The 20582-nt window shown below is 73.3% G+C and carries 19 protein-coding genes; 16 read left to right on the top strand and 3 right to left on the bottom strand.

What is annotated here, in order from left to right; genetic code table 11:
* Nucleotides 1–49: 49 nt before the first annotated feature.
* Nucleotides 50–877: an isocitrate lyase/phosphoenolpyruvate mutase family protein gene (locus tag OO47_RS12495; RefSeq protein ID WP_245169189.1), complete on the bottom strand. Its 828-nt coding sequence runs from the start codon at nucleotides 875–877 to the stop codon at nucleotides 50–52.
* A 298-nt stretch (nucleotides 878–1175) separates the two neighbouring features.
* Here OO47_RS12495 and OO47_RS12490 point away from each other — a divergent pair, with 298 nt between their 5' ends.
* The 11 genes from OO47_RS12490 to OO47_RS12440 all read left to right on the top strand — a co-directional run bounded on the left by OO47_RS12490 (nucleotide 1176) and on the right by OO47_RS12440 (nucleotide 14481).
* Nucleotides 1176–2147, top strand: a complete 972-nt coding sequence (locus OO47_RS12490; RefSeq protein ID WP_030216876.1) for a TauD/TfdA family dioxygenase — start codon at nucleotides 1176–1178, stop codon at nucleotides 2145–2147.
* Nucleotides 2148–2204: 57 nt separating this feature from the next.
* Complete coding sequence (locus OO47_RS12485; protein WP_078489613.1) at nucleotides 2205–3554, top strand: TldD/PmbA family protein; 1350 nt, start codon at nucleotides 2205–2207, stop codon at nucleotides 3552–3554.
* A complete protein-coding gene (locus OO47_RS12480; RefSeq protein WP_030216873.1) occupies nucleotides 3551–4936 on the top strand; it encodes a metallopeptidase TldD-related protein in 1386 nt (461 codons plus the stop codon). Before OO47_RS12485 ends, OO47_RS12480 begins: the two co-directional genes overlap by 4 nt.
* On the top strand, nucleotides 4933–6192 hold the full coding sequence (locus tag OO47_RS12475; RefSeq protein WP_030216871.1) for an MFS transporter: 1260 nt from the start codon (nucleotides 4933–4935) through the stop codon (nucleotides 6190–6192). Before OO47_RS12480 ends, OO47_RS12475 begins: the two co-directional genes overlap by 4 nt.
* A 41-nt stretch (nucleotides 6193–6233) precedes the next feature.
* The gene (locus OO47_RS12470) at nucleotides 6234–7502 is read left to right on the top strand and encodes an ATP-grasp domain-containing protein (RefSeq protein WP_158708655.1); all 1269 of its coding nucleotides are present in this window, start codon (nucleotides 6234–6236) and stop codon (nucleotides 7500–7502) included.
* Nucleotides 7503–7505: 3 nt separating this feature from the next.
* Nucleotides 7506–9008, top strand: a complete 1503-nt coding sequence (locus OO47_RS12465; protein WP_030216867.1) for a condensation domain-containing protein — start codon at nucleotides 7506–7508, stop codon at nucleotides 9006–9008.
* A 37-nt stretch (nucleotides 9009–9045) separates the two neighbouring features.
* The gene (locus OO47_RS12460) at nucleotides 9046–10299 is read left to right on the top strand and encodes an ATP-grasp domain-containing protein (RefSeq protein ID WP_051716144.1); all 1254 of its coding nucleotides are present in this window, start codon (nucleotides 9046–9048) and stop codon (nucleotides 10297–10299) included.
* A gap of 134 nt (nucleotides 10300–10433) precedes the next feature.
* Complete coding sequence (locus OO47_RS12455) at nucleotides 10434–11681, top strand: ATP-grasp domain-containing protein (RefSeq protein WP_030216862.1); 1248 nt, start codon at nucleotides 10434–10436, stop codon at nucleotides 11679–11681.
* Between the two features lie 51 nt (nucleotides 11682–11732).
* On the top strand, nucleotides 11733–12398 hold the full coding sequence (locus OO47_RS12450; RefSeq protein WP_234323146.1) for a pyridoxamine 5'-phosphate oxidase family protein: 666 nt from the start codon (nucleotides 11733–11735) through the stop codon (nucleotides 12396–12398).
* A gap of 495 nt (nucleotides 12399–12893) precedes the next feature.
* A complete protein-coding gene (locus OO47_RS12445; protein WP_033208942.1) occupies nucleotides 12894–14132 on the top strand; it encodes a helix-turn-helix domain-containing protein in 1239 nt (412 codons plus the stop codon).
* Nucleotides 14133–14262: 130 nt separating this feature from the next.
* Nucleotides 14263–14481: a hypothetical protein gene (locus OO47_RS12440; RefSeq protein WP_158708654.1), complete on the top strand. Its 219-nt coding sequence runs from the start codon at nucleotides 14263–14265 to the stop codon at nucleotides 14479–14481.
* A gap of 14 nt (nucleotides 14482–14495) precedes the next feature.
* Here the strand turns inward: OO47_RS12440 and OO47_RS12435 are convergent, their stop codons facing one another.
* Nucleotides 14496–14975, bottom strand: coding sequence for a GNAT family N-acetyltransferase (locus OO47_RS12435; protein ID WP_030216839.1), 480 nt, complete (start codon nucleotides 14973–14975; stop codon nucleotides 14496–14498).
* A gap of 50 nt (nucleotides 14976–15025) precedes the next feature.
* On the opposite strand from OO47_RS12435, the gene OO47_RS12430 reads away from it, so the two are divergent.
* Nucleotides 15026–15829 carry an exodeoxyribonuclease III gene (locus OO47_RS12430; protein ID WP_030216836.1) on the top strand — a complete coding sequence of 268 codons (804 nt, stop codon included), beginning with the start codon at nucleotides 15026–15028 and terminating at the stop codon, nucleotides 15827–15829.
* A 7-nt stretch (nucleotides 15830–15836) separates the two neighbouring features.
* On the opposite strand, the gene OO47_RS12425 is transcribed toward OO47_RS12430, so the two are convergent.
* Nucleotides 15837–16457 carry a MerR family transcriptional regulator gene (locus OO47_RS12425; RefSeq protein ID WP_030216833.1) on the bottom strand — a complete coding sequence of 207 codons (621 nt, stop codon included), beginning with the start codon at nucleotides 16455–16457 and terminating at the stop codon, nucleotides 15837–15839.
* 324 nt (nucleotides 16458–16781) lie between these two features.
* On the opposite strand from OO47_RS12425, the gene OO47_RS12420 reads away from it, so the two are divergent.
* From OO47_RS12420 to OO47_RS12405, 4 genes are all read left to right on the top strand, one after another.
* Nucleotides 16782–18305 carry a flavin-containing monooxygenase gene (locus OO47_RS12420; protein ID WP_030216831.1) on the top strand — a complete coding sequence of 508 codons (1524 nt, stop codon included), beginning with the start codon at nucleotides 16782–16784 and terminating at the stop codon, nucleotides 18303–18305.
* A complete protein-coding gene (locus tag OO47_RS12415) occupies nucleotides 18302–19243 on the top strand; it encodes an alpha/beta fold hydrolase (RefSeq protein ID WP_051716142.1) in 942 nt (313 codons plus the stop codon). Before OO47_RS12420 ends, OO47_RS12415 begins: the two co-directional genes overlap by 4 nt.
* Complete coding sequence (locus OO47_RS12410; protein ID WP_030216826.1) at nucleotides 19240–20121, top strand: SDR family oxidoreductase; 882 nt, start codon at nucleotides 19240–19242, stop codon at nucleotides 20119–20121. Before OO47_RS12415 ends, OO47_RS12410 begins: the two co-directional genes overlap by 4 nt.
* A gap of 223 nt (nucleotides 20122–20344) precedes the next feature.
* Entirely contained in the window at nucleotides 20345–20530 is a 186-nt protein-coding gene (locus OO47_RS12405; RefSeq protein WP_030216824.1) for a hypothetical protein, read from the top strand.
* Nucleotides 20531–20582: the final 52 nt, after the last annotated feature.

The following is a 20582-nucleotide window of genomic DNA, read 5'->3' as shown; positions in this document are numbered from 1 at the left end:
GAGTCGTTTCCGCTTCTTCTGTCCCGCCCCCTACGGTCCGTCCCGGCGATCAGACGTCGAGCTTCTGCCAGGCCTCCAGGCGCTGCAGGGCGAAGACGTCCTGGACGGAGGCGATGGAGTCCTCGACCGCCGTGGAGTCGCCGTTCTCGTAGACGGAGCGGTAGGTCTCGCGCAGCGCGCTGACGGTGGCGCGCAGCCCCTGGTTGGCGTAGATGACGACGGAGACGCCGGCCTGCTTGATCTCGTCGATGTGCCAGTCCGGATAGGTCGTCGGCACGATGACCACCGGGCAGCGGAAGTCCCAGCCCTCCAGGAACCCGACGACCTGGTCGCGGGTCTTCACCTTGGAGTGGACGAGGACGGCGTCCGCGCCGGCGTCGGCGTAGGCGCGGCAGCGTTCGAGGGCCGCGTCGACGTCGAGCCCGCTGATGAGGGCCTCGGTGCGGGCGATGACGAACATCTCCTTGGTGGCCTGGGCCGCCTTGGCGATGCGGATCTTGTCGGCGAACTCCTTGGTGCCGAGCAGGGTCTGGCCGCCCGCGACGAAGCTGTTCATCTTCGGGAACAGCTTGTCCTCGATGCAGATCGCGGTGATGCCGGCCGCCTCGAACTCGTGGACCATGTGGGCCACGTTGAGGTTGCCGCCGTAGCCGGTGTCGCAGTCGGCGACGACCGGGATCCGCAGCGCCTTCTGGATGTTGGCGGCCGCTTCGAGGTACTCGGTCATGCTCAGGATGCTCGCGTCGGGCAGGGCGCGCGACGCCGACACCTCAAGGCTGGACGACCAGACGGCCTGGAACCCGGCCTCTTCTGCGAGCAGCCCGCCGAGGGCGTGGTTGGCGCCCGCCACACGAACAATTTCGTTGTCGGCCAGCACAGAGCGAAATGAAGGATAGATGGACCGCTGCACGCCTGAGACTCCTGAATCGTTCGATGTGGTGGATCGAATCGCTCTACGCCGTTGTAGGCAATGCCGGAGCGATGTCTAGGCAACGCCTTGACTCGTCTCTGCCTGTGTTCTCTCTGGTCGCCGGGGTGTTGGCCGGGCGACACGAGTTGAAGTTAGGGCGGTGACGGCGAGGATGTCAACAATCTTGTCAATGACTTGCCTACATGGTGCAATGCTTGCCGGACCCGCCGCGGGTCATCGGGAATCCAGAGAGGAACAGCAGAGAATGAGCACCACGCTCGCGCCCACTCACCCCCGCACCCTGGAGGTTCCGGCAGAGACGTTCCACGCCTTCTCGGAGCCCGCGCAGCGCGAGGTGGCCGCGTACGTCGCCGAGCTCGACCGGCGCTTCCCCACGGGCCGGGTCGACGCCGTCGAGGTCGACCTCGCCGCCGTCCCGCTCTTCGCGGCGGAGGTCGACGCGACCCGCCACGTCATCGACGACACGGCGCACTTCATCGTGTACGACCGCGTCGCCGGCGTGGACAGCCTCCGCGGGCAGGCGCTGTACGCCTGGGTCCTCGGCACCGCCCTCGGCCGGCCCATGGTCCAGAACACCGACGGCTGGCGGTTGATCGAGGTCTACGACCGCGGCGTCCGCAAGACCATCGAGGACGGCGCCCGCTACCACCAGACCAAGCAGGGCTCGTACATGCACAACGACGCCGTCAACGACGTCGACCCCATCGACTACCTGCTGCTCTCCTGCGGCCAGTCCGCCTACATCGGCGGCGAGTCCATCCTCGTCGACGCCAAGCCCGTCCACGAGGTCCTGGAGCGCCACCCGGACGTCCTCGCCGTCCTCACGCAGGACTTCTGGTTCGAGAAGCGCGGCATGTCGCTGTCGGGCGAGACCGGCTTCTTCCGCTCGCCGATCATCCGCTACACCGCCGACGGCGAACCGCTGGTCCGCTACTTCCGCACCTATATCGAGGTCGCCCACGACAAGGTCGGCGAGCCCATCACCGACGAACAGCGCGCCGCGCTCGACTTCTTCGACGCCGTCCTCGACCAGTCCTCGGTGCAGTACCGCGTCCGGCTGGAGCGCGGGCAGACCCTGGTCTCCGCCGACGACCGCTTCCTGCACACCCGTACGGCGTTCTACGACCGCTTCCGGCCCCGCGAGATCGACATGAGCGAGGACCGGACGGACGGAGTCAACCGCTACATGTTCCGGATGTGGTCCACCAAGGCCTGACGGCCCCCCGCGCCGCACCCGAACGCCGAACGCTCCGACACGCCAAGGAGACCATCGATGCACCCGCGTGATTCCCTCAGGGCGGTGGGCCACGACCTGGCCGCCGAACTGGAGCGGAACCGCCCCCGCGGCCACCTCGCCGCGTCCGGCCAGGTACAGACCTGGCACCGCACCAGCGGCCGGCTCGCCGAGGGCCGCGTCAGCGACATCAGCGTGCAGTGGGGCCGGGCCACGGCGGCGCGGTACGTCACGCGCGACACCTTCCTGCACCGCTCCGTCCCGGGCCTCGACCCGACCGTCGCACGGCTCGCCGCCGGCGGCGGCGGCGGGGCCGGTGCGCACGGAGACGGACAGGCCGGGCACCGCCCCGCCTGGACCGAACCCGGCGCGGCGCTCACCGCCCTGCGCGAACTCGAACAGGCCGCCCGCGACTTCGACCCCGCGGTCGCCCAGGTCGTCATCGACTTCGAACTCGCCGAACAGGACCACTGCCTGGTCGACGCGCAGGGCCTCGTGCACGACGAGACCCGGCTGCTCAGCTACCTCACCGTCCGCGTCATAGCCCGCAGGGGCGGCCGGGTCGCCACCGGGTTCTACACCCCCGGCGTCAGCGGCCCGCTCTCCGGCATCGACATGCGCGCCGCCGGGGCCGAGGTCGCCCGCCGCGCCGTCACGGGCCTGGCGGCCCGGCCCGCCCCCGTCGGCCGGCTGCCCGTGGTCGTCGCGGGCGGCCGCGGCATGGTCCTGCTCCACGAGGCCTGTTGCCATCCGCTGGAGGGCGACGAGGTGCTGCGCGGCTCCGTCTACGCCGGGCAGCTCGGCCGGACGATCGCCTCCCCGCTGGTGACCCTGACGGACGATCCCACCGTCCCGGGCGCCGTCGGCTCGTACGGCTACGACGACGAGGGGGTGCGCGCCACCCCCACCACCCTGATCGAGAACGGCGTCCTCACCGGCTGGCTCACCGACCAGGAGTCCGCGGCCCGGCTCGGTCTGGAGAGCAGCGGCAACGGCCGCTGCACCACGGCCCTCCAGCCGCCCCAGCCGCGCATGACCAACACCCGCCTCGCCGCCGGCACCTCCACCGTCGACGAGATCATCGCCTCCACCGAGTACGGCATCTACGCCGAACACGTCGGCGGCGGCGAAGTCATCGAGTCCACCGGCGAGTTCACCTTCCGAGTGACCAACGGCCACCTGATCGTGGACGGGCGGGTCACCGACCCCATCGAGGAGACGACCATCACGGGAACGGGAACACAGGTGCTGAGGGACATCGACGCCGTCGCCGACGACAGCACGGTGGGCGCGGCCAAGTGCGGCAAGTTCGGCCAGTGGGTGACGGTCGGCGTCGTCGGCCCGACCCTCCGGGTCGGTTCCCTGCTCGTGGGGGGTACGGGCCGATGACCACCACCTCCCGCGCGCCCGAGGACTTCACCGGCGCCGACACCGGGTCCGGCGCGAGCGACGCCCTCCTCGCCGAGGCGGCGCGGCACGGCGCCGACGCCGAGGTCTGGACCGCCTGGCACGAGACCGAGGAACTCGTCTGCCGGGCCGGGGCGGTCGAGCGCCGCAGCGAGGTCTCCTCCGGGGCCACCGCGCTGACCGTGTGGGCCGACGGCACCGAGGGCTACGCCGTCCGCAACGCCCCGGGGGCCGCCGACCCCGAGCTCGTCACCACCGCCCTCGCCGTCGGACGCGTCCTCGCCACCGGAACCCCGCCCCCGGCCGCCCCGGCCCCCGCGCCCGACGCGGACCGCGCCCCCCACACCCCCGCCGCGGCCCCCCTGCCCCGGATCGGGGACGACGCCACCGCGCGGCTGCGCGCGCTCGCCGAGGGGACCGGGGACCTGGAGATCGAGCTGCGCGCCCGCGCCGACCGCACCCGGGTCCGGCTCCACCGCGCGGGCTCCGCCCCCGCCTCGTACGACACCGGCGTCGCGCAGCTCTTCGCCCGGATCACCGCCCGCGGCGAGGGCACCGGCTACATCGGCCACCAGCTCTTCGGCCGCACCGTGGAGGAGGTCCTCGACGGCGCCGAGCGCACCGACCTCCCCGAACTCGTCGCCCTCGCCCGGATCCTGGCCTCCCGCCCGGCCGCCGCCCCGGACCACGACGACCTGCTCGTCGACGGCCGGGTGGTCTCCCGGCTGCTCACGCTCGTCGCCCCCGCGTTCCTCCTCGACTCCGTCCTCGAAGGCCGCTCACCCCTGAAGGACCGCGTGGGCGCCCGCGTCGCCTCCCCCGGCGTCACCCTCCTCGACGACCCCACGGCCGCCGGCTCCCCGCTCCCCACCCCCTGGGACGGCGAGGGGACCCCCACCGGCCCCACCGTGCTCGTCGAGGACGGCGTCCTGCGCGGCTTCCTCTCCTCCCGCCGCACGGCCGCCGAGGCGGGCGCGCCCGCCACCGGCTCCGCGCACCGGGGCCCCCACGGGGAGATGCCGACCGTCCACCCCGGCCACCTGCTGCTGAGCCACACCGACGACCTCGGCACCGAGGTGCGCCCCGACCGCACCGTGCTCCACGTGGTGCAGGCCAACGGCGCCCACACCTCCAACCCCATCACCGGGGACTTCTCCATCGGCGCCAACGCCGTCCTCGTCGGCCCCGACGGCACCCGCCGCAACGCCGGCAACATCACCCTCGCCGGCAACGTCTTCGACCTGCTCCGCTCCGTCGACGGGCACGACGGCCGCGTCCGGGTCAACCGGAGCAACAACTCCTTCGTCGCCGCCCCCGGCCTCTGGACCCGCTGCCTCACCGTCGGCCACCAGGACGGCGCATGAGCCTCCTGAAGAACCCCGAGTTCCGGCTGTTCTGGGGCGCGCAGACGGTCAGCATGGTCGGCACCAACATGACCCGGATCGCCATCCCGCTGCTCGCCGCGAGCACCCTGTCCGCGACCCCGTTCCAGATGGGGCTGCTCCAGGCCGCGCAGACGGTGGCGTTCCTCCTCGTGGGCCTGCCCGCGGGCGTCCTCGTCGACCGGTCCCGGCGCCGCCCGATCCTCATCACCTGCGACCTGCTGCGGGCCCTGCTGATGGCGGCGATCGTCGTCGGCTTCCTCCTCGACGCGATCACCTTCCCCGTCCTGCTCGGGGTGACCCTCCTCGTCGGCCTGGCCACCGCGTTCTTCGAGATCGCCTACCAGTCGTACATCCCCGTCGTCGTCGGCCGGGACCACCTGGTCGAGGGCAACGCCCGGCTGGAGAGCACCAACGCGGTCTCCCGGCTGGCCGGGCCCACCCTCGGCGGCGGCCTCGTCCAGCTCGCCGGCGCCGTCGCCACCGTCTCCGTACAGGCCGCCACCCACGTCGTCTCCGCGCTCCTGCTCTCCCGCATCCGCACCCCGGAGGCGGTGCCGGAGCGCCCGGAGCGGCGCCGGATGGGCGCCGAGATCCGCGAGGGGCTCCGGTACGTCCTGCGCGAGCCGGTCTTCCGGGCCATCACCGGCTCCGCCGCCACCTACAACTTCTTCTACGCGGTGACCCTGCCCCTGGTGATGCTGCTGCTCGTCGACGAGATGGGGCTCTCCGGCACCACCGTCGGCGTCCTCATGGCGGTCAGCGGCGTCGGCGGGGTGCTCGGCGCCGCCTTCGCCGGCCGCCTCGCCCGCCGGTTCGGACAGGTGCGCGCGATGTGGACCTCGTACCTGCTGACCGTGCCCACCGCCCTGCTCATCCCGTTCGCCGAGAGCGGCTGGCAGAGCCTGCTGTTCGCGGTGCCCTGGTTCGCCATGAGCTTCGGCATCGTCGTCTACAACGTCGGTCAGGTCAGCATCCGGCAGCAACTGTGCCCGCCGGAACTGCTCGGCCGGATGAACGCCAGCGTCCGCTTCGTGGTCTGGGGGATCCTGCCGCTCGGCTCGCTGACCGGCGGAGCCCTCGGCGAGTGGATCGGGGTCCGCGGCGCCCTCCTCGTCGGCGGCGCCGGCATGAGCGCGGGCGTCCTGTGGCTGGTGCTCTCCCGGCTGCGGACCCTGCGCGACCTCCCCGCACCCGAGGAGTCCCCGGCGGCGGACGGCGCTCCGCTGCGCACCTGAGACGTGACCCGCCCTCCCAGAGCAACCGAAATGGAGTAACCGTGTCCCCCCGCTATGCAGTGTTCATCGACTCCCCCTGGACCGGCGCCGGCCAGGACTGCGCCCGCTTCCTGCTGGAGCAGGGCATCACGCCGATCATCCTCGCCGCCGACCCGGCGCACCTGCACCCCTCGCTGCTCCACGACTACGCCGAACTCGGCGTGGAGATCCGCGCCTGCGACGTCGACTCCGCCGACGCGATCGTGGCCTTCTGCGAGGAGCTCGCCACCCGGGGCGAACTCGTGGGCGTCACCTCCGTCTACGAGTACTACTGCGACATGGGCGCCCGGGTCGCCGCCCGGCTCGGCCTGGCGGGTCCCGACCCGGATGCCGTCGCCGTCTGCCGCTCCAAGTCCGCGATGCGCGAGGCGATGGCGGGCGTGCCCGGCCTCAACCCGCTGTTCCGGGTGGCCGCGTCGCCGGAGGACGCGGCGGCCGCCGCCGAGGAGATCGGCTACCCCGTCGTCGTCAAGCCGCTCGACCTCACCGGCAGCCTGTTCGTCCGCCGCTGCGAGAACGCGGAGGACGTCACCGCCATCACCGCGGAGGTCATGCGGCTCGGCGAGTACCTCGGCCACGCGGTCACCCCGAAGGTGATCGTCGAGGAGTGCGTCCCGGGCGCCGAGTACTCCGCGGAGATCATGCACGGCAAGGTCCTCGGCCTCACCGAGAAGATCGGCAGCGAGCCGCCCCTCTTCCTGGAGATGGGCCACGTCTTCCCGGCCGCCCTGCCCGGGGAGCAGGAGCGGCTGCTCGTCGAGAAGGCCGAACTCGCCGTCAAGGCCGTCGGCATCACCTGGGGCCCGTCCCACGTCGAGCTCAAGCTCACCGCCGACGGCAAGGACGCCCGGGTCATCGAGGTCAACGGCCGCATCGCCGGGGACCGCATCCCGGAGGCCGTCCGCATCGCCAGCGGCGTCGACATGTGCCGGCTCCACATGACCGCGCTCCTCGGCGGCACCCCGGACCTCACGCTCACCACCGACCGCACCGCCGCGATCCACTTCCTGATGCTCCGCTCCAGCGGCCACCTCGACGCCGTCGACGGAGTGGACGAGGCCCTCGCCCTCGACGGCGTCCACGAGGTGCACCTGCGCCCCGGCGTCCAGGCCGGCATCGACTACCGGGCCAACGGCTCCAACCGCGACCGGGCCGCCTGGATCATCGCCGAGGGCGCCGACCGCGAGCAGGCCCTGGCCCGCGCCCACGCGGCCGGCGACACCCTCCGCTTCACCTGGTCGCCGCTGGACGAGACGGCCCCGGAGGCATAGCCCGTGTCCCACCCCGCCCCCGGCCCGTGCCGCATCGTCCCCGTACGCTTCCAGGCCGCGGTGGACCCCGCGGCGGGCGACACGACCGGCGAGACGGCCCCCGGCACCTTCGAGGCGCCGTTGACCTGGAGCCAGCGGTACTACCTCACCGAGGTCGACGCGGCCCGGGAGCACGGGCGGGGGCTCAACGTCCCCCGGCTGTACCGGCTGCGTCCGGGGACGACCGAGGCGGGCACCGCCGACGCGCTGCGCGAACTGCTCGAACGGTACGAGGTGCTGCGCAGCCGGGTCGTACGGGACGGGGCGGGCGGGGCGCGTCAACGGGTGCACCGGCACGGCGTCCTGCGCCTCGCCGTCCACGAGGCGCCCGCGGGCACCGCGGGGGAGCGTGCGCGCGCCGTCCTCGACGCGCTCGCCGCCCCGCCCCTGGACGTGACGGAGTGCTGGCCGGTGCGCGCGGCGCTCGTCACCGAGGGGGACCGCGCGCGGTACCTCGCCCTGGCCTTCAGCCACGTCGCCGTCGACGCGTACGCGCTCGTCCCGGTCTCCGCGCACCTGGTCGAACGGATCGCCGAGGCCGACCCGGTGGCCCGCTCCGCGCCCGCCCGGGGCGGCCCCGCGCGCGGGCCCCGCGAGCAGGCGGCCGCCGAGTCGTCCCCGGCGGGCGAGCGAGCCGCCCGGCGCGCCCTGAGCCTGGCCGAACACGCCTACCGGCACATGCCCCCCGCCCCGGAACCCGTGACGGGCCCGTGGCAGGGTTCCCCGGCCGGTACGCCGACGGGGGAGCGGTACCGGTTCCTCCGGCACCGCTCCCCCGCCCTGGACCTCGCCGTCGGCGCCGTCGCCGCCGGCACCGGGGAGTCCCCGGCCGCCGTCCTCGCGGCCGCACTGGTGGCCCTCGACGCCGCCAGGACCGGTCCCGTGCCCGCCGGCGACGGCACGGGCGCCGTCCGGTACGGGGCGGTCCAGCTGATCGCGGCGAACCGGCTGCGGCCCGAGACCGCCGCGGCCGTCCTGCCGCTGTCCCAGCCGGTCCCCTGCTGCGTGGACACGGCCGGCGCCGGCTTCCGCGAACTGGTGCGCCGCACCGCCGCGGCCTCGCTGCGCGCCTTCCGGGCCGGCGGCGCCCCGCCCGACCGGCTGTCCGCGCTGCTCCGGACCGTGGCGGAGGAGCGGGGCGTGCGGATCGACGCCACCCCGACCCTCAACTACCGGCCGCGCTCCACCGCCCTGCCCGTCCGCCCGACCACCGCGGCGGAACTCGCGGCCGCCGCGGACCGGGCCGAGACGGAGTGGACCGACGCCGATCCGTGGCGAGCGAGCCACTACCTCAGTGCCGACGTGGACGCCGACGGCATCCGGCTGCTCCTGCAGGTCGACACCGCCGTCCACCCCCCGGAGTGGGCCGAGCGGTGGACGGCCGCCCTCGAACGGCTGCTGCGCGCGGCCGCCCTCGACGCGGACTGCCCGGCGCTGCCGGACCCGGGCGCCCTTCCGGCGGGCTGAACACCCCTCGTACGAGACAGATCTGGGAGCACCAACCATGGCAGACGATACGCAGCGCACGATCCTCCTCGTCGGCGCCGGTGTGATGGCCGAGGGGTACCTGCACGCGGCCCAGGACCTGGGGCTGCGGGTGGGCGTCGTGGAGACCCCCGCCCGGCACGCCAAGCTCGTGGACCGCTTCCCGTGCCTCGTGGACTTCGAACCCGTCGACGAGGCCGCCGCGGGCCGGGACGAGAGCTGGCTGGCGCCCGCGACCACCCTGGCGGCCCGGCTGGGCCCGGACGCCGTCTGGGGCTTCGCCGAGCCGCACGTGCTGGCCACGGCGATGGTCCAGCACCGGCTGGGACTGCCCGGGCCCGGCCTGGACGCGGCGACCGTCTCCCGCAACAAGGCCCTGCAGCGCGCCGAGTTCGGCCGCACCGGACTGCCCCAGCCCGCCCACCGCCACACCCGGCGGCTGTCGGAGGCCACCGACTGGGCCCTGGCGCGGCTGCCCGTCGTGGTCAAGCCGGTCTCCTCGCAGGGCAGCCAGGGCGTGGAGCGGATCGGCACCCCCGACGCCTGGGCGGACGCGGTCGCGCGCCGGGACGCCGAGGGACCGCTCCTGGTCGAGCAGTACGTCGAGGGCCAGGAGTACAGCGTGGAGGCCCTGGTCCACCGCGGCCGGGTCCTGTTCACCAATCTGACCCGTAAGGAGACCACCGGCCCGCCGCACTTCGTGGAGCTGCTCCACGAGGCGGGCCACGGAGCGGACCGGCCCGCGCTGCGGAAGGCGGCGGACGAGCTGTGCCGCGGCGTGGTCGCCGCGCTCGGCATGGTGACCGGCATCGCCCACCTGGAGTTCCGGGCGGTCTCCGACGACCAGCCGGTGATCATGGAGGTGGCCGTCCGCACCCCGGGCGACCACATCATGGAACTCGTCGGCCGGGCCCACGGGTTCGACGCCTTCGCGGCCTGCCTGCGCCTCGCCCTGGACGAGGAGCCGGCGGTGCCGGACGGCCACGGCCCGGTGCGCTCCGCGGGCAGCCTCTTCCTGTCGTCGCCCGGTACGGGGACGCTCGCCGCCCTCGACCTGTCCGCCTGGGCGGCCCGGTCGCCGGAGGTGGCCCGGCACGACGCCAGGCTGGCGCCGGGCGCGCGGGTGCGTCCCGCCGAGGACTCGGGGGACCGGCTGGCCTGGGCGGTCCTGGACTGCGCCACCCCGGACCGGATGCGGGCGCTGGCCCGGGAGCTGGCCGCCGGGGCCGTCGTGGAGCTCACCGGGGACGCGGAGCCCGCCCCCGGCGCCTGAGGCGGCGGTCCGGAGAGCCGGAGAGCCGGAGAGCCGGAGGCCCGGCGGTCCGGCGGTCCGGCATTCCAGCGGTCCGGCGACCCGGTCATTCGGGCCCGAAGGGCCCACCATCGAACGTCATGTGAAGGAGCAACATGTCCGAACAGCGCGTGCTGGTCGTCGGCGGGCGGATCGAGAACGTCCGCAAGGCCAAGGAGCAGGGCCTCGGCGTCGTCTACCTCCAGCAGCCCGGCCAGTTCACCCCCGAGCACGCCTCCCTGGTGGACGCGGCCCTCCTGGTGGACTACACCGACTGGTCGGTGACCGAGCCCCTGGTGGCCGCCGCGCACCGCGCGTACGGCTTCACGAGCGTGGTGACCACGACGGAGGCGGGCGTGGAACCGGCGGGCCGGATCAGCGACCTGCTGGGCCTGGGGGGCGTCTCCCACGAGGTGGCCCACCTGCTGCGGGACAAGCTGAGCATGCGCCGGCACCTGGCCGCCACGGCCCCGTCGGTCTCGGTCGCGGCGGAGGAGGTCGGCGACCGGGAGAGCCTGACGGCCTTCGGCTCGCGCCACGGGTACCCGTTCATCGTCAAGCCGGTCGACGGCATCGGCAGCCTGGGACTCCAGCTCGTCGAGTCGGCGGACCGGCTGGACGAGGTGTGGGAGACGATCACGCGGCTGCGTCACTCGGACCACCAGTTCGCCCGCTTCTTCCCGCTGGACCGCTTCCTCATGGAGGAGTACGTCTCCGGGCCGGAGCTCAGCGTGGAGGCGTTCACCTTCGCGGGCCGCCACGTGGTGGTGGCCGTCACGGAGAAGCTGACGTACGACAACTTCGTGGAGCTGGGGCACGTGGTGCCGGCCCGGATCGCCGCGGCGGACGAGGCGGCGGTCGTGGAGTGCGTGACGACGTTCCTGGACGCGGTCGGGGTGGTGGGCGGTCCCAGCCACACGGAGGTGCGGCTGTCGGAGCGCGGGCCGCGGGTGATCGAGTCGCACAACCGGCCGGGCGGCGACCGGATCCGGGACCTGGTGGAGGAGGCGTACGGCTTCGACATCGAGCGGTACACGGTGGCCTGGCCGGGCGGCGGGCTGCCGGCCCTGGACGAGCGGCCGGCCCCGCTGCGGTCGGCGGCGACCCGCTTCCTGGGCGCCGAGCCGGGCACGGTGACGGCGGTCGAGGGGCTGGAGGCGGCCCGGGCCCTGGACGGAGTGGTGGAGGTGGACCTGCCGGTGGAGCCGGGGAGCGTGGTCCGGCCGCTGCGGTCGAGCTGGGACCGCCTGGGCCAGGTGATCGCGGTGGCCCCGGACGCCGACGCGGCGGTGGCGCTCTGCGAGAAGGCCTGCGCGACGATCCGGGTCACCACGGAGCCCGGGACGGCCGATCCGGCCGAGTGACGGCCCGAGTGACGGCCCGGAGGACGACCGGAACACGACAGGGAGGACGGCATGGGGGACGGCATGGGGGACGGCACGGAGAAAGGCATGGAGTACGAGGAGATAAGCACCGAGGAAGAACTGCGGGAACTGGTCGGCCCGGCGAATTCCGTGGTGTTCCGAAAGGCGAGCCCGGTACTGCGCGCCCATGAAACCGAATGGATTCGGAATTCTCCTTTCTGTCTGGTCGCGACCGCCGCTGCGGACGGGAGTTGCGATGTCTCCCCGCGCGGAGATCCACCGGGTTTCGTACGCATTCTCGACGAGCGGACGCTCGCGCTGCCCGACCGGCCGGGCAATCGCCGGCTGGACACCTGGCGCAATGTTCTGCAGAACCCTCGGGTGGGAATGATCTTCGTGATTCCGGGCCGGGGCGACACGCTCCGGGTCAACGGGCGGGCCCGACTGGTGCGTTCGGCTCCCTTCTTCGACGAGATGGTGGTCCGCGGCCACCGTCCCGACCTCGCCCTCCTGGTCAGCGTCGAAGAGGCGTACTTCCACTGCGCCAAGTCGTTCATGCGGGCGAAGCTCTGGGACCCGGAATCCTGGAATCCGGAAGCGGTCTCCTCCCGGGCGCGGATCGCCCGTGCCACCGAGTGGACCGAGGCGTCCCTTGAGTCGCTGGAGCGTCGTTACGGCCCCGAGTACGAGCGGTTCCTCTATCCGGAATCCCCCTGAGGGGCGGGGTGCGGCCCCTCGGGGCGGGTGCCGGGCCAGGGTGTCATACCGATCGAAAACCGGCGATGCGCATGCGTCCGGCCCTGGAGTTGACATTCTTGTCAAGGCTTGCCAAGTGATCGCGCGGCCGATACATTGGCACGGCCCCACCGCAGGCGATCATTGAGGTTCAGCAAAGGATTCCCATGAAGAAGACCGCAGTTGCCCGAATAGCCGCTGTCGCTTTCTCCGCTCTCCTGTTCGCGGGTGCGGTTTCAGCCGGCGTGGGGGAGGGTGCTTCCGCGGGGGAGGCACGCACCGTCACCGCCCTCGCCGTTCCCCCGATCGACTGGCCGTAACTCCAGGTTTGCCTTTCGGCCATTTCGGGAGTCGTTTTTTCGGCGCTTGGTTGCCAGTACTGGTCAATCTTTGCCGCAATGTATCGAGGGGGGCTATGATGGCCCCCCTCGATGCTTGTGCGGGGCATCGGAGGAAATTCTCGAAGGCGGTGGTCGCGTGCTGGAACAACCTGGCTTTGGACGACGCCTGCGCCAGCTGAGGCTGCAGCAGGGCAAGACCCAGGCGGAGCTGACCGGGCCCGGCATGTCCGCCGCGTACCTCTCGCGGCTGGAGTCGGGCGCCCGATTCCCCACCCAGCGCGCCGTCGACTACCTCGCCGAACGCCTCGGCATTCCCCTGGAGAGTTTCGCCGAGCGCACGGAGGACGAACTCTCGGACGTCGTCGCCACCCTGGCGTCCCGGCCGGACAGCGAGCGGGACGCGGAGATGCGCGACCTCCTGGCCGAGACGCTCGACCGGGCCAAGGGCGCCGACGCCTCGACCCGCTGGCAGGCGCTGGCCCTGCTGGCCCAACTGCACGCCCTGCTGGGTGAGTTCCCCGAGGAGTTCAAGGTCCTCGGGGAACTGAGCGCGCTCAGTGACGAGTTGGATCGCCCCGCCCTCCAGGTGTACACGAAGCAGCGGGTGGCCCGGTGCGCCCGCAACCGCGGCGACATGGAGCTGGCCCGCCGTGCGGTCCGCGAGGCCCTGCGGCTGGGCGAGCACCACCGTGTCCGGCTGCCCGCCGCCGACCTGCTCCGCAGCCGGCTGCTCCTGGTCTCCGCGGAGGCCGAGGTCGGCAACGTCGCCGAGGCGATGCGGATCAGCCTCGACGTCCTGTCCGCGCTGCCGTCCGAGCGCGGGGCGCTGGCCGCCGAGGCGTACTGGACGGCGGCGACGGTGAGCACCCGCCAGGGCAACGACGAGGGTGCGCGGCAGTACCTGGACAAGGCGATCGCCTGTCTGGACAGCCGGGACGACATCACCCTCTGGATGCGCCTGCGGCTCGGCGCGGCCTCGCTCTGCCTCCAGGGCCTGTCGCCGAGGCTGGACGAGGCGCAGGGACTGCTGTCGGCCGTCGAGCCGGTCCTGGACTTCGCCGGACCGCCTCGGCACCGTCAGGAGTTCCTCTTCCTCCGGGCCCAGCTGGCCTTCCAGCTCGGTGACCCGGATCGCGCGGCCGCACTCGTGGCGGAGGCCGAGCAGGGCCTCCACCTCTTCACGTACCGCGACCGCGTCCGCTTCCGGATCCTCCAGGAGAAGCTGTCCGTCCGCCCCGGCGACATGGGCGCGGTGACCCGGCTGAAGGAACTGGCCGCCGAGGTGCAGAACACCCGGATGCCCGAGCTCGCCGCCGAGGTGTGGCGGGCGGCGGCCGAGTGCGTGGTGAGCCCGGTGGGGTCCGGCACGCCGTAGGGCGCGTCTTGTCGATCATGCCGGCCCGCGGGCGACCGGAATCCCGCCCGATCGGAAGATCGGGCGGGATTCCCGCTTTCCCGGCGAGGCGGCGCGAAGCCCCCTGCCGGGCCGGGGCAGTATGCGGGGCGTGACCCACAGCTCGAAGGACCGGTGGAACGAGCTCGCGCTGTTCCTGGTGGTGACGGGCGTCGGCGTCCTCGCCCTGTCCTCCCTGGCGGCCCTTCTGATCGGTGACCAGGACCCGACCGTCAACGGCGTCCTCGTCGTCCTCCCCAGCGTCCTCATCGGACTGGGCACCGCGCGGGCCTACCGTCGCCGCCGCGCCGCGGGCGGGGGCGGCGGCTGACGGGGCCCGGCGGATCAGACCAGTGACTTCGCGTAGCAGCGGCTGTTCTCGTACTCCCGGTAGTGGCCGAACTTGGCGCACGGGACGTAGCCGCTGGAGGTGTAGAGGGCGATGGCCTCCGGCTGGGCCGTGCCCGTCTCCAGGACCATGCGGGTGCGGCCGGCGGCGCGGGCGTCGGCCTCCAGGGCCGCGAGGATGCGGCGGGCCAGACCCAGGCCGCGGGCCTCGGGGATCACGTACATGCGCTTGAGCTCGGCGTCGCCGTCCGCGTACCCCTGGTCGTTCGCGTCCTGCGTGCGCCAGCCGCCGGTGGCGAGGGGGTGACCCTCCGGGTGGTACGCGAGCAGGTAGAGACCGCGGGGCGGGACGAACATCCCGGCGTCCAGCGGCGTGGCGTCGCCCTCGTCGCCGTAGCGGACGGCGTACTCCGCCTGGACCGCGTCCTCGAGCTTGACGGCGTCGGGGTGATCGTAAGGGGTGGGACGGATGTTCATGCGTTTCATCGTACGTGTGTGCGGGTGGCGGGTGTCGGTATTCTCCCGGGATGCTCACTGTCACGACCGCCAATGTCAATGGTCTCCGCGCCGCCGCCAAGAAGGGCTTCGTCGAGTGGCTGGCCGGGACCTCCGCCGACGTCCTCTGCCTCCAGGAGGTGCGCGCCGAGGAGGCCCAGCTGCCCCCGGAGGTGCGGGCGCCCGAGGGCTGGTCCGCCGTGCACGCCCCCGCCACCGCCAAGGGGCGGGCCGGCGTCTCCCTCTACACCCGGCGCGAGCCGGACGCGGTCCGGGTCGGCTTCGGGTGCCTGGAGTTCGCCGACAGCGGCCGGTACGTCGAGGCCGACCTGCCCGGCGTGACCGTCGCCAGCCTCTACCTGCCCTCCGGCGAGGTCGGCACCGAGCGGCAGGACGAGAAGTACCGCTTCATGGGCGAGTTCCTGCCCTACCTGAGGGACCTCCGCGTCCGGGCCGCCGCCGAGGGGCGCGAGGTCGTCGTCTGCGGCGACTGGAACATCGCCCACCGCGAGGCCGACCTCAAGAACTGGAAGGCCAACCAGAAGAAGGCCGGCTTCCTGCCCGACGAGCGGCAGTGGCTGAGCCGGGTCCTCGACGCGGAGGACGGCGGGTACGTGGACGTCGTCCGGGAGCTCCACCCCGACCAGGAGGGTCCCTACTCCTGGTGGTCCTACCGCGGGCGGGCCTTCGACAACGACAGCGGCTGGCGGATCGACTACCAGATCGCCACGCCGGGGCTCGCCGCCAGGGCCGTGAAGGCGTACGTCGAGCGGGCCGCCACCCACGACGAGCGGTGGAGCGACCACGCGCCCGTCACCGCCGTCTACGACCTGTAGGTCCCGTTCAGGGCGCGTCGCGCAGGCGGCGGTCCAGGGCCATCGACAGCTCCGCCTCCACCACGCTCTTGGCGAGCGGGCGCAGCCGCCACAGGTCCTCCTCGGCCGCGTGGGCGCGGAGCAGCTCGGTGAACAGCTCCGCGAGCGCCTCGGCGTGCTCGCGGACCCTCGCCCCCGCCTTGAGGACGTCCGCGAGCGGCACGCCCTCGCGGACGAGCGCGGCGGAGACGTCCAGGAGCCGGCGGCTGACGTGGACGATCTCCTCGCCGTCGGTGACGAGGTAGCCCAGGTCGAGGGCGGCGGCCAGGTTCTCGGGCGTCACCTCGCCCGCGAAGCGGTCCGCCAGCTCCTCGGGGGTCAGCCGGACCGGCTCCTCCTCGCTGGGGACGTCGATGGCGAGGACCTCGCGGACGTTCCGGCCGCTCTCGAAGGCCGTGGTCAGGTCGGCGATGCCATTGAGGGTGTGGCCGCGCTCCAGGAGGGCGGCGATGGTCCGCAGCCGGGCCAGGTGCTGCTCGTCGTACCAGGCGATCCGGCCCTCGCGGCGGGGCGGCGGGATCAGGCCGCGCTCGCGGTAGAAGCGCAGGGTGCGCACGGTGATGCCGGCGGCGGCGGCCAGCTCCTCCATGCGGTACTCGCGCACGCCCTCCGCCGGGGGCGCGGTGGCGTGCGCGCCCGTCGCGCCCGTACCCGCCGGGCCTCCGCCCGCGCCCGCCGCACCGACGCCGCCCGTACCCGCCGGGCCTCCGCCCGTACCCGCCGCACCGCCGCCCGCGCCTGCCGCGCGCTCGCCCGTTCCGGGTCCCGATCCTTCTGCCACGTCCGCCAGCCTATGTTGTACCGCCGGTAACTTTCCCTCGCCGTACCCCTACCGCTCGGTATGGAGCTGCTCTACAGTCCCCACCATGCCAGTGATTGCTGGCGGAATCGGGCCGGGCGCACGGGAGGCGGCATGGCGAAGCACGAGCACGTACGGGTGGCGGTGATCGGATCGGGATTCGGCGGCCTCGGGGCCGCCGTCCGGCTGCGCCGCGAGGGGATCACCGACTTCGTGGTCCTGGAGCGGGCCGACTCCGTGGGCGGCACCTGGCGCGACAACAGCTACCCCGGCTGCGCCTGCGACGTCCCCTCCCACCTCTACTCCTTCTCCTTCGCGCCCAACCCGGACTGGCCCCGCACCTTCTCCGGGCAGCGCCACATCCGCGCGTACCTGGAGCACGTCACCGACACCTTCGGGATCCGGCCGCACCTGCGCCTGAACCACGAGGTGCTGCGGATGGAGTGGGACGCCGACGCGCTGCGCTGGGAGATCGAGACCTCCTCCGGCTCCTTCAGCGCCGAGGTCGTCGTCTCCGCGACCGGCCCGCTCTCCGACCCCAAGATCCCCGACATCCCCGGGCTCTCCGACTTCCCCGGCAAGGTCTTCCACTCGGCCCGCTGGGACCACGACTACGCCCTCACCGGCAAGCGCGTCGCCATGATCGGCACCGGCGCCTCCGCCATCCAGATCGTGCCCGCGATCCAGCCGCAGGTCCGCAGGCTCACGCTCTTCCAGCGCACGCCCCCGTGGGTCATGCCCCGCATGGACCGCAACATCACCGGCGCCGAGCGCCGGCTGCACCGCGCCCTGCCCTTCACCGCGACCCTGCGCCGCGGCCTGCTCTGGGGCATCCGCGAGCTCCAGGTCGGCGCCTTCACCAAGCACCCCGGCGAGCTGGGCCTGGTCGAGAAGCTCGCCAGGGCCAACATCGCCCGGGCGGTCAAGGACCCGGCCCTGCGGGCCAGGCTGACCCCCTCGTACCGCATCGGCTGCAAGCGCATCCTGCTGTCGAACACGTACTACCCGGCGGTCGCGCAGCCCAACGTCGACGTCGTCGCCTCCGGCCTGCGCGAGGTCCGCGGCTCGATCCTGGTCGGCGCCGACGGCACCGAGACCGAGGTCGACGCGATCGTCTTCGGCACCGGCTTCCACGTCACCGACATGCCGATCGCCGAGCGCGTCTTCGGGGCCGACGGGCTCTCGCTCGCCGACGCCTGGAAGGACGGCATGGAGTCGCTGCGCGGCGCCACCGCGGCCGGCTTCCCCAACTGGATGACGATCATCGGCCCCAACACCGGCCTCGGGAACTCCTCGATGATCCTGATGATCGAGTCCCAGCTGAACTACATGGCCGACTACCTGCGCCAGCTCACCGTCCTCGGCGGGCGCGCCGCCCTCGCCGCCCGGCCCTCCGCCGTGGGCGCCTGGAACCGCAAGGTGCAGGCCCGGATGGAGCGGACCGTCTGGAAGTCCGGCGGCTGCGAGAGCTGGTACCTCGACGCCAACGGCCGCAACACCACCCTCTGGCCCGGCACCACCGGCGAGTTCCGGCGCGAGACCCGGCAGGTCGACCTCTCCGAGTACGAGGTGATCCGCGCGCCCGCCCCCGCCGCCGCGTCCCGCCCCTCCCGCACGAAGAAGGAGGCCGCCAAGTGAGCGACCGCACCGCGAACCGGCACCTGACCCCGCTCCCCGGGGCCCGCGAACTCACCGTCACCTCCACCGACGGATCCCGCATCCACGTCGAGGTGTACGGCCCCGAGGGCGCCCCCGCCGTCGTCCTGGCCCACGGCTGGACCTGCTCCGTCGCCTTCTGGGCCGAGCAGATCCGGGCCCTCTCCACCGACCACCGGGTCATCGCCTACGACCAGCGCGGCCACGGGCGTTCGCCCGACCCCGGCCCCGGCGGCTACTCGACCACCGCGCTCGCCGACGACCTGGAGGCGGTGCTCTCCGCCACCCTCGCCACCGGCGAGCGGGCCGTCCTCGCCGGGCACTCCATGGGCGGCATGACGATCATGGCCGCCGCCGAGCGCCACGGCCTGCGCGACCACGCCGCCGCCGTGCTGCTCTGCTCCACCGGCCCCTCCCGGCTGACCGCCGAGGCCACCGTCGTACCGCTGCGGCCCGGCGGGCTGCGCACCCGGCTCACCGCCGCCGTCCTCGGCTCCAAGGCGCCGCTCGGACCGGTCAACGCCGTCTCGAAGAGGGTCCTCAAGTACGCGACGATGGGCCCGGGTTCGGCCCCCGAGAAGGTCGACGCCTGCGCCCGGATCGTGCACGCCTGCCCGCGCGGCCCCCGCCACGGCTGGTCGCAGGTCCTCGCCGGGCTCGACCTCGAACGGGGCGTGCGGGCGCTGCGGCTGCCGGTCGCCGTGCTCGTCGGCACCGCCGACCGGCTCACCCCGGCCGCCCACTCCCGCGCGATGGCCGAGGCGCTGCCGCACTGCACGGGCCTGGTCGAGCTGGCCGGCATGGGGCACATGACCCCGGTGGAGGCCCCGGAGGCCGTCACCGCGCAGATCCGCGAACTGACCCTCACGTACCTGGGCGTGAAGGACACCACCACCGTGAACGCCAAGGAGGACGCATGAGCAGGGTGAGTCTCGAAGGACAGGTCGCGGTCGTCACCGGAGGGGCCCGCGGCGTCGGCGAACTCCTCGCCCGCAAGCTCTCCGCGCGCGGCGCGAAGATCGCGCTCGTCGGCCTGGAGCCCGAGCAGCTCAAGGAGGTCGCGGGCCGGCTCCACACGGAGGCCGACTGGTGGCACGCCGACGTCACCGACCACGAGGCGATGTCCCGGGTCGCGGCCGAGGTGAAGGAGCGGTTCGGGAAGGTCGACGTCGTCGTCGCCAATGCCGGTGTCGCCTCGGGCGGTCCGTTCGTGGACTCCGACCCGGTCGCCTGGCGGCGGGTCGTCGAGGTCAACCTGATCGGCGGCGCCGTGACCGGCCGGGCGTTCCTGCCCGTCCTCATGGAGTCCCGCGGGTACTTCCTCCAGATCGCCTCGCTCGCCGCGATCACCCCGGCCCCGATGATGACGGCGTACTGCGCCTCCAAGTCGGGCGTGGAGGCCTTCGCGCACAGCCTGCGCGCCGAGGTCGCGTACAAGGGCGTGAAGGTCGGCGTCGGCTACCTGTCCTGGACCGACACGGACATGGTGCGCGGCGCCGACGAGGACGACGTCATGCGGGAGCTGCGGCAGCGGCTGCCGTGGCCGTCGAACCGCACGTACCCCCTCGGCCCGGCCGTCGACCGGATCGTCGCGGGCATCGAGCGGCGCTCGCCGCACGTCTACGCCCAGTGGTGGCTGCGCGGGATGCAGTCGATCCGCGGCTACCTGCCCGGTCTGATCGCGACCGTGGGGCAGCGCGAGATGAGGCGCTTCGAGCCGCGCCTCGGCACGGTCTCCAAGGGGCTCGTGGGGGCGGGCGGCGCGGCCGACGAACAGGAGCGGACGGAGAGGGTCTGACCCCCGGGTCCCGATCCCGGCCTCCGGGGCGCGCGTCCGACCCCCGGGTCCCGATCCCGGTCTCCGGGGCGCGCGTCCGACCCCCGGGTCCCGTGCCCGACCTCCGGGTCTCACCGTCCGTAACTGATCGAAATGCGCGGAATGTTCGCTCGTGCGAGGCTGATCGAGGCCGGGGACACCGCGTCCCCGACCTCCCCCACACCTCTCACAGGAGTGAACTTCCATGGGCGTGCAGGACCAGTTCAAGGACAAGGCCGAGCAGATCAAGAACCAGGCCAAGGAGGCCATGGGCAAGGCGAAGGACGAAGCGTCCGAGCGCGCCTCCCAGGGCCGCGACCGCTCCCAGGACGCGCAGGACCGCGCCCAGCAGGAGGTCCGGGACCGCCGCAACCAGGGCCGCCAGGCCTGACGTCCGCCGGTTCGCATTGGAGGCGCACCCGGATCACCGGGTGCGCCTCCGC

The sequence above is a fragment of the Streptomyces bikiniensis genome (assembly GCF_000716625.1).
GTDB classification, from domain to species: domain Bacteria; phylum Actinomycetota; class Actinomycetes; order Streptomycetales; family Streptomycetaceae; genus Streptomyces; species Streptomyces bikiniensis.
Note: the sequence above shows the minus strand (reverse complement) of the source record. Positions and strands in the feature narration are given on the sequence as shown.